This window comes from Arthrobacter alpinus (assembly GCF_001294625.1).
Taxonomy (GTDB): Bacteria; Actinomycetota; Actinomycetes; order Actinomycetales; family Micrococcaceae; genus Specibacter; species Specibacter alpinus_A.
Window position 1 is genome coordinate 3,658,422 of the sequence record NZ_CP012677.1, and the last position, 12,723, is coordinate 3,671,144.

Annotated in this window: 14 protein-coding genes and 3 tRNA genes; 11 read left to right on the forward strand and 6 right to left on the reverse strand. The window is 61.5% G+C overall.

Going from position 1 to position 12,723, the window contains the following annotated elements; all coding sequences use genetic code 11:
• Positions 1-126: 126 nt before the first annotated feature.
• Positions 127-1,581 carry an NCS2 family permease gene (locus AOC05_RS16695; RefSeq protein WP_062008516.1) on the reverse strand — a complete coding sequence of 485 codons (1,455 nt, stop codon included), beginning with the start codon at positions 1,579-1,581 and terminating at the stop codon, positions 127-129.
• Between the two features lie 234 nt (positions 1,582-1,815).
• On the opposite strand from AOC05_RS16695, the gene AOC05_RS16700 reads away from it, so the two are divergent.
• Positions 1,816-2,457: a copper resistance CopC family protein gene (locus AOC05_RS16700; RefSeq protein ID WP_230085413.1), complete on the forward strand. Its 642-nt coding sequence runs from the start codon at positions 1,816-1,818 to the stop codon at positions 2,455-2,457.
• A gap of 9 nt (positions 2,458-2,466) precedes the next feature.
• Here AOC05_RS16700 and AOC05_RS16705 read toward each other — a convergent pair whose 3' ends face one another.
• The 3 genes from AOC05_RS16705 to AOC05_RS16715 all read right to left on the reverse strand — a co-directional run bounded on the left by AOC05_RS16705 (position 2,467) and on the right by AOC05_RS16715 (position 5,811).
• On the reverse strand, positions 2,467-3,054 hold the full coding sequence (locus AOC05_RS16705; RefSeq protein WP_062008518.1) for an FAD-dependent monooxygenase: 588 nt from the start codon (positions 3,052-3,054) through the stop codon (positions 2,467-2,469).
• A 106-nt stretch (positions 3,055-3,160) separates the two neighbouring features.
• Positions 3,161-4,483 carry a D-arabinono-1,4-lactone oxidase gene (locus tag AOC05_RS16710; RefSeq protein ID WP_062008520.1) on the reverse strand — a complete coding sequence of 441 codons (1,323 nt, stop codon included), beginning with the start codon at positions 4,481-4,483 and terminating at the stop codon, positions 3,161-3,163.
• Positions 4,480-5,811 (reverse strand): alanine racemase, encoded by a 1,332-nt coding sequence (locus tag AOC05_RS16715; RefSeq protein ID WP_197277848.1) that lies wholly within the window; start codon positions 5,809-5,811, stop codon positions 4,480-4,482. Before AOC05_RS16715 ends, AOC05_RS16710 begins: the two co-directional genes overlap by 4 nt.
• Positions 5,812-6,027: 216 nt before the next feature.
• Here AOC05_RS16715 and AOC05_RS16720 point away from each other — a divergent pair, with 216 nt between their 5' ends.
• Positions 6,028-7,032, forward strand: a complete 1,005-nt coding sequence (locus AOC05_RS16720; protein WP_062008524.1) for a universal stress protein — start codon at positions 6,028-6,030, stop codon at positions 7,030-7,032.
• A 96-nt stretch (positions 7,033-7,128) separates the two neighbouring features.
• Here AOC05_RS16720 and AOC05_RS16725 read toward each other — a convergent pair whose 3' ends face one another.
• Both AOC05_RS16725 and AOC05_RS16730 read right to left on the reverse strand, forming a co-directional pair.
• Positions 7,129-8,526, reverse strand: a complete 1,398-nt coding sequence (locus AOC05_RS16725; protein ID WP_062008526.1) for a C40 family peptidase — start codon at positions 8,524-8,526, stop codon at positions 7,129-7,131.
• Between the two features lie 176 nt (positions 8,527-8,702).
• Entirely contained in the window at positions 8,703-9,110 is a 408-nt protein-coding gene (locus tag AOC05_RS16730) for a metallopeptidase family protein (protein WP_230085415.1), read from the reverse strand.
• A 198-nt stretch (positions 9,111-9,308) separates the two neighbouring features.
• Here AOC05_RS16730 and AOC05_RS16735 point away from each other — a divergent pair.
• The 9 genes from AOC05_RS16735 (at position 9,309) to AOC05_RS16775 (ending at position 12,526) form a co-directional block, all read left to right on the forward strand.
• Positions 9,309-9,381 (forward strand) — tRNA-Glu (locus tag AOC05_RS16735).
• 99 nt (positions 9,382-9,480) lie between these two features.
• Positions 9,481-9,554: transfer RNA gene (locus tag AOC05_RS16740), tRNA-Asp, on the forward strand.
• A gap of 65 nt (positions 9,555-9,619) precedes the next feature.
• A tRNA-Phe gene (locus AOC05_RS16745) sits at positions 9,620-9,695 on the forward strand.
• Between the two features lie 171 nt (positions 9,696-9,866).
• Entirely contained in the window at positions 9,867-10,352 is a 486-nt protein-coding gene (locus AOC05_RS16750) for an Asp23/Gls24 family envelope stress response protein (protein WP_082358045.1), read from the forward strand.
• Complete coding sequence (locus AOC05_RS16755; RefSeq protein ID WP_062008528.1) at positions 10,349-10,540, forward strand: hypothetical protein; 192 nt, start codon at positions 10,349-10,351, stop codon at positions 10,538-10,540. Before AOC05_RS16750 ends, AOC05_RS16755 begins: the two co-directional genes overlap by 4 nt.
• Positions 10,537-10,929 carry a hypothetical protein gene (locus AOC05_RS16760; RefSeq protein ID WP_395939473.1) on the forward strand — a complete coding sequence of 131 codons (393 nt, stop codon included), beginning with the start codon at positions 10,537-10,539 and terminating at the stop codon, positions 10,927-10,929. The genes AOC05_RS16755 and AOC05_RS16760 overlap by 4 nt, the downstream gene beginning before the upstream one ends.
• Positions 10,926-11,501: a DUF6286 domain-containing protein gene (locus AOC05_RS16765; RefSeq protein WP_062008532.1), complete on the forward strand. Its 576-nt coding sequence runs from the start codon at positions 10,926-10,928 to the stop codon at positions 11,499-11,501. Before AOC05_RS16760 ends, AOC05_RS16765 begins: the two co-directional genes overlap by 4 nt.
• Positions 11,498-12,118, forward strand: coding sequence for a hypothetical protein (locus tag AOC05_RS16770; protein WP_062008534.1), 621 nt, complete (start codon positions 11,498-11,500; stop codon positions 12,116-12,118). The genes AOC05_RS16765 and AOC05_RS16770 overlap by 4 nt, the downstream gene beginning before the upstream one ends.
• 69 nt (positions 12,119-12,187) lie before the next feature.
• On the forward strand, positions 12,188-12,526 hold the full coding sequence (locus AOC05_RS16775) for a hypothetical protein (RefSeq protein ID WP_062008536.1): 339 nt from the start codon (positions 12,188-12,190) through the stop codon (positions 12,524-12,526).
• Positions 12,527-12,723 lie beyond the last annotated feature (197 nt).

Here is a 12,723-nt window from a genome sequence, read left to right on the forward strand (position 1 = left end):
ATACGGCGCGATCACTGCATCCCAGCCAATCCGCCGCAATGAAAACAGAACCGGCCCGCAGAACATGTCCGGCCCCACCTTTCGGAGGTTTCGGACATGCCCTGCGGGCCGGCGGAAAGCGTCGGACTATTTAACCCCGAACAACTCTTCGATGGGGCCGATGCCGAAGAACACCAGGAATGCGGCCGCAACAACCCACATCAGGGGATGGACTTCCTTGGCACGGCCCTGGAACAGGCGGATCAGCACAAAGGCGATGAAGCCGGCGCCCAGGCCGTTGGCGATCGAGTATGTGAAGGGCATGAGCGTGAACGTCAGGAATGCCGGGATACCGATACCCCAGTCGGACCAGTCGATCTTGCCCACCTGGGAGACCATCATGAAACCAACCACGACGAGGGCGGGCGCTACGGCTTCGAAGGGGACAAGCTTGATCAGCGGTGTGACGAACATGGCCAGCAACAACAGCAGGCCCGTGACGATCGAGGCCAGGCCCGTGCGGGCGCCCTCGCCGATGCCGGCGCCGGATTCGACGTAAATCTGGTTAGAGGAAGCCGAGGCGCCACCGCCGGCGATCGCACCGAAGGCGTCAACGAGCAGGACACGGTCAACGTTGGGGATGGTGCCGTCCTCGCGCAGGGAGCCTGCTTCGGCGGCCAGGCCCACCATGGTGCCCATGGCGTCAAAGAAGATGCTGAGCAAGATCACAAACGCCAGCAGTACCGCGGCCAGTGCGCCCAACTTGCTGAAGGCGCCAAAGATGTTCACCTGGCCCAGGAGGGACAAGTCGGGCATGGACCATTCCGAGAGCTGCGGGGAAACCAGCGACCAGCCCAACGGGTTGTGGGTTGTGCCGTCAAAGGAAGGCCCGATCTTCAGGGTCAATTCCAAAATGTTCGCCAGGATGGTGGAGACCACAATACCGATCAGGATGGCGCCCTTGACCTTGCGCACCACCAAGCCGATGGTCAGCACCAGACCCACAACGAACACCAGCGTGGGCCAGCCCATGAGCTTGCCGTCGAAGCCCAGACCAACGGGAACCGTGGTGCCGGCGACGTCGGGGATCCGGCGGACAAAGCCGGCATTGACCAGACCGATGAGCGCGATGAACATGCCAATGCCCACCACGATGGCGATCTTGAGCCCCTCGGGGACGGCCTTGAACACGGCGGTGCGGAAGCCCGTGAGTACCAGTATGAACATGGTAATACCGGACAGGACCACCAGGCCCATCACGTCCGGCCAAGTCAGACCCGGGTTGGAGGCGACCGTGACGGCCACAAAGGCGTTGACGCCCAGGCCGGCGGCGAGGGCGAAGGGGTGCTTGGCCCAGGCTCCCATCAGGATCGTCAGGATTCCGGCCACAAACGCCGTGACCGCGGCAACGCGTTCCAAGCCCAAGACGTCGCCGGAGGAGTCCGGGCCACCGAGAATCAACGGGTTCAACACCACGATGTAGCTCATCGCGAAGAAGGTGGCGAAGCCGCCACGGATTTCACGCGAATAGTTTGAGCCACGCTCGGTGATCATGAAATATTTGTCGACCGCTGACAGCCGGACGTCCGATTTGGTAGCCATAGATGAGCCCTCCGGGCGAAGTGAAAAGAAATTAAGTCAACCGAAGAAATAATAGCTGGTAATGAGGTGGCGCATGATCGTCATGACGGGGTGGGTTTTTGTTGATTGTGACCTTCGACGGCGGGTCCTCCTTGGGGGATGGGGCGCCCTTGTGCCCCGAGTTTTCTCGGAGAACTCCCATCTGTCCGGGTTATGGTGGGGTGCTGATCTTCACCAATCTAAGGAACTCAAGCCGTGAAAAGCCCTTTCCAACGCCGGGTCAATGAGACGAACATGACAACCGCCAGGGGACTGCACGTTCTGTGGCGTGCCATGGCCGCAGCCGCCGTTGTGCTTGTGGCGCTGCTGGGAGTCTCCGGGCCGGCCCTGGCCCATGACGTACTCGAGGGTACGGCGCCTGCCGACGGCTCCTCCGTTTCCACTGTGCCGGCGAAGGTCACCATCATCTTGTCGAACACCCCTGCCAGCATAGGTTCGCAAATCAATGTGGTGGATGAAAGCGGGACCAACTGGTCTGCTGGTGCCGTGACCGTTCTGGACAATGTTGCCTCGCAACAGCTCAAGCCAGGTGCGCCGGCCGGAAAATACGCAGTGCAATGGCGTCTTGTCTCCTCCGACGGCCACCCCATCGAGGGGCAGTTCACCTTCACCGCGCTTGCGCCCTCCGCTGGCACCGGCGCCGTGGAAAACAGTAGTGGCCCGTCCGCCGTGGCCGGCCCAGTGCAAGCCGTCCAGGAACCCAGCCCTGCCGCCGCCGAGAAAGCTCCGGACAGCAGTGCCGTGCCGTGGAGCGTGTTTGGCCTGGTCGGCGTCCTGATTGTGGTGGTTATAGCCATGGTGGTCGTGGCGAAGCGCCGCCTGGGTGCTGCAGACTAGCCGAACCGCTCAGGCGGGGATGAGAACAGCAATGGAGTTGCGGGCGGCCATGCGGGCTGAGATGGAGGCCCCTGCCCGTTTGGCCTGGTGCAGAATTTCATGTGTTGTGGGAACCACCAGATCTCCCACGCCCACCAGATACAAACCGAGTGAATGCATCACGGATGCGAGCTCATGGCTGGTGCTGAGACCCACGCTGTGCAGGACCCGGCGCAATTGATTCAAGGCACCACGGGTGAAGACCACGCTGTGGGCGCTCAGTGTGCCGTCGGCCGTGAGAACGGTCCATTGGTGTTCTGTGGGGGCGTCGGTGCCGAGCCGGTTCAGCTGCAGCGGACTAGTCCCCGGGCGGATGTCCAGCTCGTGGCGGAGTGCGTAGTGCTCCAAGAGTCGCAGGATGTTGGTTCGCTCGCTCAGGGCATCCAGGCTGATGCCGCCGGTGTTGGGTGCGGGGGAGCCCGGGCCCGAGGGTCGGAAGCTGTCCACCACAATGGCGTCAATGCCTTGGCGGTTCAGTTCGGCCGCAACGGCCAATCCTGAAAAGCCGGACCCAATGACAATGGTCGTCGTGGTTTCTGCAAGAGCCGGGGTAACCATGGGCGCGGGTGGTCGCGGAGCAGCCTTCACTAGCAAAATGCCTCCTTGAACGGTAGGAGAACTTCGGGGCGGTGCGGCCGGGAGCGTGGCTGCGCCGTGGTGCGAATTAAGAGAGTACCCGATCCAAATATGTGTTCCTGAACACGCGTTTGGGATCAGCAACATTGTGAACCCTATCGAACAAATTCAGCTCTGGGTAGAGGGCGAGAAAGTCATTCGACTGGAGAAAATGCCACTTGCCCCAGTGCGGACGGCCCCCGTGGGCACGGAAGATTTCTTCGGCCGCGTGGAAGTAGTCAAAGGGATCGATTTTTACGTGCTGGTGGATGGCGATGTAGCCGGTTTCCCGGCCGTGGGCAGTGGACAGGGGAATGTCATCGCCTGCGGCGCACCGCACCTCGACCGGGAAGGAAATGGTGAATCCGCGCTGCTTGATCATGACGTCGAGCTCAGCCAGGACGGCCGGAATTTCCAGCAACGGCACGGCATACTCCATTTCCCGGAAACGCACTGTGCGTTCGGTGGCGAACACACGGTGGGAGAGGTCGGCAAACTCCCTGTTGCCGGTGAGTTGCGACGCCATGGTGTTGACCCGCGGTATGACGGAGGGGACCTTGGCCGTTACTTGGCATAAGGCGGAAAAGAGTTTATTGGACACCAGCACGTCATCCACCAAATGGGCTCTGGCGGAAAGTGGCCTCACTCCAGCGGGGCCCTGTCCCAGTGGGTACCTCGTGTTGCTTTTGGTCAATGCCGTTGAGGTATGCGGAAACCAGTAGAACTCAAAGTGGTCCGTGCTGCGCTGGCGCTCCAGCAGGCTCTCCATCACCTGTGCCAGCGGCTCGGGGCGTTCCACTGCGTGCAACGTGAATGCCGGCACGCACTGCAGCGTCACCGAGACAATAATTCCCAACGCGCCCAATCCCACACGGGCGGCGGAAAAGAGTTCCGCATTTTCTGCGGCTGAACAATGCACCACCTCACCGGTGCCAATGACCAAGGTCAACCCCACCACTTGGGTGGCAATGCCGCCAAACGCCAAACCAGTGCCGTGGGTGCCTGTGGAAATGGCGCCGGAGATTGATTGCCTGTCAATGTCGCCCATATTCGTCAGGGCCAGCCCGTAAGGCGCCAACAGGGCCGGAATATTATGGAGCCGGGTGCCCCCGGCGAGGGTGACCTGCAGTGCTTCCCTGTCCACGCCTTGCAGCCCGCTCAGTCCGTCGAGGCGGAGCTGCACGCCACTGGTCAGGGCAATGTCGGTAAAACTGTGCCCCGCCCCCACTGCCTTGACGGTGGTTTTCGCCAACGGGCTCCCCGAATCCGCGGCCGCGCCAACCACAGCAGAAATTTCCTGCACGGTGGAAGGATGCAGCACCTGCGACGGGTAGCAGCGCTGATCACCTGCCCAATTGCACCACTCACTCATATGAACGCTTTCCCTTCGCCTCGATACGTGGGCGCACCGCCCACTATGTGCCCGCCGTCGAGCACCACAAGGGCATCCACGTGCTCGCAGACCTCGCCTGACTTGGCGTGCCGGAACCACACCTTGTCCCCGATGCGCAGCCGCGCCGCGGCTGGCCCGCGCAGGGGCGTCTGGACTTCACCGGCGCCCTCGGTGCCTACCATCGCCAGCCCCGGCGGGTAGACGGGGGCAGGGGACCTGTCAGGCCCAGCCGGGCCGGAGGCGATCCAACCGCCACCGAGCACTGTAACAATGTCCGGGGCAGGGCGCCGCACCACCTGCGCGGCAAAGCCCACCGCGTGCGCCGGCTTGAAACGGGAGTATCCGTCAAAAAGTGTTGGTCCAAACAATCCGGATCCTGCGGCCAACTCAGTGACGGAGGGGTCCTGGGTGGTCAATTCGAGGCTTCCGGTGCCGCCTCCGTTGACGAATTCAAGCTCAACGATGTTCGTCACCGCCGCAACCACATTGCCCCGGCGTTCAGTAACCTCCGCCATGGAGGACCGCTGGATTTGCTTCAGGACCGCGGATTTGGCCAGATCGGCCACGCGGTTTCCGGTATGCGGGGTGTCCTGCAGGCCGGCAATTTGGGCTTCATACGCCATGAGCCCCACCAGCTGGAAAAGTTGCTGGCCCCCCAGCCTTCGCGATGCGATGTCCAGTGTCATGCCGATGGCGTCGGCACCGCTGCGCAGAGGGGAACGGCGTACCCCAATGTGACCGACGTCCCGGCCGCCCACGCGGGGCCGCCACGAGGCGTCCAGGTCAAGGGCAAGTCGGATCGGGGCGACAGGCGCCGCCTGCGCCAAGACGCCCGCCATCCAGTCCAGCTGTTCAGCGGAATCCACCATCAAGGTCACCCGGGAGCAGGCCCGGGGGTCGGCTGCCAAAGCGCGCAAAGCCGGTCCATTCGCCGTCGGATAGGCCACCACAATGTCGGTGAATGCGTCATCTGATGCCAGCCACAAGGCCTCCGGCAGCGTGAACGCAAGGATCCCGGCATAACCATCCTGAGCCAGCACGGCTCGCAAAACGTCCCGGCTGCGGATGGATTTGCTGGCGACGCGAATGGGCTTTCCTCCCGCACGGCGAAGCAGTGAGCCGGCGTTGAAGGAGAGCGCTGGCAGGTGCAAAACGGCCACGGGCGCGGACATTTCGGCGCAGGCAACCCCGGCCAGTCGCCACATTTCAGCTCCTGCGGTACCGCCGTCCGGCCCGCCGGCCCCTCCCGCGACGCTGCTTTCTCCCGCTCGGCCGCGGCTGATTTCCGGCTGTAAAAGATGCATCATTGACGCCCACTTTGACTTGGTGACGATTCTCACACCACTTTGCCACAGGTTACTGGCCGGTAGGGCTTTTGACGCAGATATGACGGACGAACACACCGTCGAGTGCTGTTCGACTTGACGCGGGCCAGCCTACGGACAATAGTCGGAAGTAGACGTCACGATGGGGAGGCGGACTGTTTTCCCACCCGGCGGCACTTCGACGACGAGGAGCCCAGCATGAGCAATCCACAGGAAAATCCCACGGTTGCCCAGCCAGAGCCAATCCCTGCCCCCACCGGAATTGTGGTGGGAATTGACGGTTCCGAGCAAAGTAATTGCGCCCTGATTTGGGCCGCCCGAGAAGCCAAATTACGCAAGTCGCAGCTGCACCTGGTGACCGCCTACACCGTCCCAATTTTCGCCGCCTCGGGGCTTGACGGCGGGTACGCCACAGTGGACGACGACGTCATTCGCCAGGGCGCCGAGGCCGTCCTTCGCGAGGCCGCGGGGAAAGTGGCCGATCTTCAGGTGGACCTCGACGCCAGGGTGGAAAACGGCGACGCCGCCGGGGTCTTGCTGGAACTCAGTGAAACGGCGGAGCTCTTGGTGTTTGGCACCCGCGGACGGGGCGGCTTCATGGGACGGCTGTTGGGCAGTGTCAGCTCTGCATTGCCGGCCCACGCCAAGTGCCCCACCGTGACAATCCCCTTGAGCTGCGCCGCGCGGCTAGGGGAGGGGAAAGTCGATGAAGAGCCAGCCCCCGAGGTTGAAAACATTGTCACGGTCGGTGTGGATGGCTCGGGCCAAGCACTGTATGCGGTGCTGGTAGCGGCCGAACAAGCCGAACGTTACGGGGCCACTTTGCGCGTCATCTGCGCCGTCAAGCCTTATACGGGGTCACTTTCATGGATACCGGCGCCGGTAGACAGGGATGCGCTTTTCGCCGAGATTCAGCTGCAGCTTGACGCCGGGGAAAAATGGTTGAGCAGCCACTTCCCGACACTGCCCATCGAGGTCCAACTGGTTGAGGGATCGGCCGTGGACGTCTTGGTGAAGGCCAGTGAAACATCCGAGCTGTTGGTGATGGGGACCAAGGGCCGTGGCGGTTTTGCCGGGATGATGCTCGGTTCGACCACTGACGGCGTGCGCCACCATACCAAGGGTCCTGTCATGGTGGTGCGGAACCATGAAGACCCGCGCCTAGAGGACCGCTCAGGTTTTGGCCCGCTGCTCCAAGCCTAACGGCCCAATCAACGCTTACCTCAGTGCATAGATATGGCGGACAAACTTCACGTTTGTCCGCCATATCTATGCACTGAATGAAACCAAAATGCTGCCCTAGTAGCGGGCCACATAGGGGTAGACCACATTGGTCATCGACGCAATCGAATAGACGCCGACGGGGTAGCCCGTGAAGAGCGCCTGCACAGCCTGGCCGTTGCCGATGTAGATGGCGATGTGGCCGAAGTTGCCGTTTCCGTCAGAGTCGAACACCACCAGGTCCCCGTACTGTGCCTGTGAGAGCGGCACGCGAGTCGGGGCTGCCCAATACTGGTCCGTTCCGGTGCGGGGAACTGGGACCCCTGCCGCCTGGAAGGCCTTCCAGACCAGTCCCGAGCAGTCGAAGGCGTTGGGTCCGGTGCCACCCCACAGGTACGACTTGCCCTGCTGGGCCATGGCGTAGCTGACCATGGCGTTGATGTAGGAGCCCGCCGGCGGAGGCGTGACGGGCTGCGGAGTGACAACAGGCGGTGCCACCACGGGCGGATCCGGCGTGACAACAGGCGGCGCAACGGGCGGATCCGGCTGTGTTACCGGCGGAGGCGGAGGCTGAACCGGCTGGTTTCCATTTCCCTGACCGGGGGTGGGTGGGCGTACGGGGGCTGGCACGTTGGCGGAGTTCTTGATCTGCGCCGTCAGTGCTTCCTCCTGAGCCTTCTTGGTCAAGGCGTCCACGCGGGCGCCTTCCAATTCCACTGTGGTGTTGTGCAAAGCGGCCAATTGCTTCAGCGCTGCATCGCGCTGGGCGGAGTTCTCTTTGACCACGGCTGCTTGCTGATCTGTGGCGGATACGGCAGCCGACTTGGAGTCCTCGGCAGCCTTGGCGGCCTTGTCGGCGGCCGCTTGGGCGTCCTGGGCCTGCGCCTGCAACGCTGCTGAGGTGGCAGCCGAGGCTTCGGCCGAGGCGAAAGTGGCTGACCTGTTGGCTGTCAGGGCCATCAGGGTTGAGGCCTGGTAGATGGCGTCGTCGGCGTTGGAGCTGACCAGGAAGGTTTGTACGTCCAGGTTCATGCCGCCGGATTTGTAGAGATTTCCCGCAAGCTGGGCCAGATCGGTCTTGGCGCTCTTGTATTCCTTGGCGGCAACATCGGCCTTGGCTTTGGCTGTTTCAGCAGCTGCGCGGCGCAGGCCCAGGGCGGTCAGGGCGTCAGAGTAGGTGTTATTGGCACGCATGGCGGCCATGTTGGTGCCTTGGAGACGGTCATTCGCGGAGCTGAGGATCGCATCAATTTTCGCCGACTCAGCGGCCGTGGCCGCCTCAGACAGCTTGGCCTTGGCGATGTCGTTGTCGCTGGGAATGGCCGGGTTCATTGGGGCGAAGGGGGCTGAACCCCACGACTTTGACACCACAGGGCTGCTTTGAGCAGCTGCCTGGGCTGGTGACAGCACGGCGGTGGTCGCCAACGCCACACAGGCGATGGCCGTGGTTCCACGAATCAAGAAGCGCAAACTCATAGTCCAGAGACCTCACTGAAGATCGGTAGGTAAATGCCTGCGGATCAGGGCAGTATTGCCCGATCATTTCCCCCGGGCGCATTTCCACAGCAATGCTGACATTACGGGCACGGTGTTCGCTTTGGCAACACCAGTAACAGCAGCCACATAAACAACACCGGTGTCATTCATCCGGGCTATCCCCAACCCAATTCGTGCAGGCGCTCGTCGCCGATACCAAAGTGGTGAGCTATCTCGTGCACCACGGTGACAGTGATCTGGTGGATAACCTGCTCGCGGGATGAGCAAATCTCCAAAATGGGCCGGCGGTAGATGGTGATGCGATCCGGGAGGGAACCGTGTTCCCACCCGGAGTCTCGTTCCGTCAGCGGAGTTCCCTCATAGAGGCCCAATAGCAAGGTGTGATGGTTCTCCTCTGGCCCTGGCACGTAACCGTCGTCGACAAAAATAGCAACGTTGTTCATCTCCGCCACGATGTCCGCCGGCATGCGCGCAAGGGCCGCCCTGACGGCGTCGTCAAAGTCAGACTCGCTCATGCGGAACGGCCCAAACGATGGGATGGAAGCCAACGGGTTGGTGGTCATGTCCTTAACCATAGTGAGGCAGGCTCGTAAAACGATTTGGGGCGCCAGCGCACCTGCGGCCTCCATGAGGGGCCGGGTACCCGTCTGGGCCGCGCGCCCCTGAACTCGTTTTGTGTTCTGAGGAAATAAGCCCTATAGTTTTTGGAGTCCACTTCGGACAGCACGAAGGCAACTTCAACGCTGATTCTAAGTGACGATGCCCCCATCGTCTAGCGGCCTAGGACACCGCCCTTTCACGGCGGCGGCACGGGTTCGAATCCCGTTGGGGGTACGAGCGAGTAATGGTAAATCGGGTCAAAAAAACCTGATAAAGTATTACTCGTGAATTTCGCTTGAAAGAGTGGAAGTTGTGATAGCAGTAAATTTGTAAGGCCCTGTAGCGCAGTTGGTTAGCGCGCCGCCCTGTCACGGCGGAGGTCGCGGGTTCGAGTCCCGTCAGGGTCGCTTTGGTTTCCCAATAATATGTTGGGGGATCTGGTGACAAAAGCATTGTCAGTTCACCAAGGCAAGGCTCTGTAGCTCAGTTGGTAGAGCGTTCGACTGAAAATCGAAAGGTCACCGGATCGACGCCGGTCGGAGCCACCACACAAAGAACCCCTTAGAAATAAGGGGTTCTTTGCTTTAACAAAACCACGGGACCTATGTGATGTTCATCATGGCCCGATGTTGCTGGAAAGATTGCCAGTCGTCGACGGCGTTGCCCCTTATCTTTTCGGTGCATAGGCTTACCGTAAAAGAAACAGAAAGGGCGCGATTATGGACGGGCACACCCAGTCTTCAAAAACACCAGATCCCACCGGCGGCAATTTCGCCCAGGGCCGCACGGTCATCTCGGACACGGCCGTGGCCAAGGTGGTTGGGGTTGCTGCACGAGGTGTAGCGGGAGTGCACGCCTTGGGCTCCGGGGCGTCACGATCAATCGGCGCCATTCGGGACGTCGTGGGGGCCACAGACCTCACCCAAGGCATTCGGGTTGAAGTCGGTGAATCCCAGGTAGCCGTCGACATTGTCCTCATGGCCGAATATGGCTATCCATTGCAGGATCTGGCGAACACCGTCAGGGCCGCCATCTATGCGGCAGTGGAGGACCTGGTGGGTCGCAGTGTCATCGAGGTGAACATTGAAATCACCGATGTTTATATCCCCTCCGCGGACGCCGACAAGGTCCCCCGCCCCCGCCTGACTGAACGGTTGAACGCCGCCAAGCCACCAGCATCCACCGATCTAGAGGACCAGCCGTGAATCTGACAGTAGTGTGCGCAGCCTTTGGCGCCTTCCTTGCATTTATGGGCTTCCAATTTGGCTTTTGGGGCTTCCTTATCGGGGCCATCTTCATCGCCGTGGGTGCGTTTGTGGGCCGGGCCGCCGGCGGGAAACTTGATTGGCGTGGTGTCGTTGACGCCCTGACAGGCCGGCGTTCCTCGTCGTGAGTGAAGCTGGTCGTGAAACGTCAGCAGGGATGGTCGGGCGCGAGCTCTCCGGGCATAACCGGATCAGCACACAGGCGTTGACGTCCGTGGCGCGCGCGGCAACCGCTGAGATTTTCGATGTGGCTCCGGCTGCGGTGCGCGTGAGCTGGACGGACGACGCCGGGGCGCTGGCCTTGTCGTTGTCCTCGCCGATCAGTGCGCCCTCACTGGCTGCTGTACGAGCCAGTCTTGATCACCTGGAGCGCACGGGAGGCAGCATCGTGGCCAGGGCAACGGCAGCCAAGGCCAGCATCCTGAACCAGGTGGAACACCTCACGGGATCCCAGCTCAGCCGCGTGGACATCAGAATTTCCGGTATCCATTCCTCCGATCGAGGAAGGGTCTCATGAGGGATATCACAGCGGTTATCCTCAAACGGGAATCCCGGTCCTCCCGGGCTCGCATATCCATTGTGGCAGCCATTCTTGTGGCCTTGTTGGCCCTGTATGGACTCCTTGAAGCCATGCTGCGTGTTCTGGGACAGCCGGCATGGTTGATTGAGCCGCTCACGGCAGCCGAGCGCCTTTCCCGGCTTCCTGAAGGTATCCTCCCCGCGATGCTGCTCGCGATCGGTGTGTTGATCTTCCTGGTTGGCTTTGTCTTCTTTGCCAACGCCGTTGTGCCCGGGCGCCGTGCCCGCCATGTGATCCCCGATCCACGGGTCGCGGTGGTTGTTGACGATGAAGTTATTGCCTCCGCGCTGGCCAAGCGGGCAAGACTTGCCGCGGGCGTCACCCGGGAACAAGTCATGGTGGTGGTCTCGGCCCGGACCGTCCAGGTCAATGTTCGACCCACCTCAGGCATTCTGTTGGACGAGGTCCAGATCCAAGCAGCAGTGAAAGCCGAGCTGGACGCCATGGCGTTGGAGCCAACTCCGTCCGTCAGGGTGCACTTGGCAAATTCCGGGGTGATCGGGGTATGAACGGTACACCGAGAGGAATAAACAGGTTCTTGCTGGCGGTTCTGGGCCTGGGGTTCATGGTGGTAGGTGCCGGGCTTGTTGCCGTGGCCGCGGTTCCCTCCGCAGCCCGTTGGTGGCAGGACTTTGCTGGCCCGCTGGTGCTAGACCTTAGCGACTTTGCCACCCGAACACACCTGATGCCGGACACCGGCAGTTGGGTGTGGTTGATGGTCGCGGCAGCCCTGCTGCTTGTGGTGATTGTCATGGTGACGTGGATAGCCAATCAAGGCAAGGGCCGCACCGGCATCCTGTTCACAGCCGCAGGCAGCAAGGACGACGACGGTGCCGCCGGACGTGTCGTCATCAGCTGCGCTGTGGCTGAGCAGGCGCTGAAAAGGGCATTGCTGGAGCGCAGTGATCTACTGGGCGTCTCCGTGACGAGCTTTGACTTCCGCAACCAGGCATCTCTGCGTGTGCGGGTACTGCCCCGTCAGGGGGTTGCCCCGCACCTTGTGGCGGCAGAGGTCGCTGCAATCGTCGAGGCCATGGACGCGCTGGTGGGTGTGCAGGTGCCAGTCCTGCTCAGCATCGGCTCTGGAGCCAGGTCACGGTTCACCAAAGCCGAAAGAGTCCGTTAGTCTTTTCCCATCATCGCCCTTGAGCGCACGCAGCCCGGGGGTTCGCGCTTTGAGAACAAGGAGACGAACATGAGTGAGAACAACATGGACAAGGGCACCGCGGCAGCGGCAGAGCCCGTGAGTAAGGCGAAGGACTTCGCGGGGGACGCTGCGGAAAAAGCCAAGGATTTCGCGGGGGACGCTGCGGAAAAAGCGAAGGATTTCGCGGGGGACGCTGCGGAAAAAGCGAAGGATTTCGCGGGGGACGCTGCGGAAAAAGCGAAGGACTTCGCGGGGGACGCCGGCGAGAACATCAAGGAATTCAGCGAGGACGCAGTGGAGAATGTCAAGGAATTCACCGAGGAAGCAGTGGAAAATATGAAGGGGTTTGGCGCCAAGGTCGCCAGCCTTTTCAAGCACGAGAAATAGCTCTTCGCAACCCCTTCAAGGGTGGGTGTGTCCAACCAAATGGGCACACCCACCTTTTGTTTGTTTAACGCCAGCACTGTACCTGACGCGAAAAAACGGCGTGATTGAGTCGATGGGCAATGTCATCACGATTCGATGTAAGCGCTTGCATTCTGCCCCACGGATGCCTACAGTGATCAGCATCACTCCGTGGAGGT

Coding starts and splice junctions, on each gene's coding strand:
- AOC05_RS16695 (WP_062008516.1), bottom strand. CDS start 1,581: ATGGCTACCAAATCGGACGTCCGGCTGTCAGCGGTCGACAAATATTTC.
- AOC05_RS16705 (WP_062008518.1), bottom strand. CDS start 3,054: ATGGTTACCCCGGCTCTTGCAGAAACCACGACGACCATTGTCATTGGG.
- AOC05_RS16710 (WP_062008520.1), bottom strand. CDS start 4,483: ATGAGTGAGTGGTGCAATTGGGCAGGTGATCAGCGCTGCTACCCGTCG.
- AOC05_RS16715 (WP_197277848.1), bottom strand. CDS start 5,811: ATGATGCATCTTTTACAGCCGGAAATCAGCCGCGGCCGAGCGGGAGAA.
- AOC05_RS16720 (WP_062008524.1), top strand. CDS start 6,028: ATGAGCAATCCACAGGAAAATCCCACGGTTGCCCAGCCAGAGCCAATC.
- AOC05_RS16725 (WP_062008526.1), bottom strand. CDS start 8,526: ATGAGTTTGCGCTTCTTGATTCGTGGAACCACGGCCATCGCCTGTGTG.
- AOC05_RS16730 (WP_230085415.1), bottom strand. CDS start 9,110: ATGACCACCAACCCGTTGGCTTCCATCCCATCGTTTGGGCCGTTCCGC.
- AOC05_RS16750 (WP_082358045.1), top strand. CDS start 9,867: ATGGACGGGCACACCCAGTCTTCAAAAACACCAGATCCCACCGGCGGC.
- AOC05_RS16765 (WP_062008532.1), top strand. CDS start 10,926: ATGAGGGATATCACAGCGGTTATCCTCAAACGGGAATCCCGGTCCTCC.
- AOC05_RS16770 (WP_062008534.1), top strand. CDS start 11,498: ATGAACGGTACACCGAGAGGAATAAACAGGTTCTTGCTGGCGGTTCTG.
- AOC05_RS16775 (WP_062008536.1), top strand. CDS start 12,188: ATGAGTGAGAACAACATGGACAAGGGCACCGCGGCAGCGGCAGAGCCC.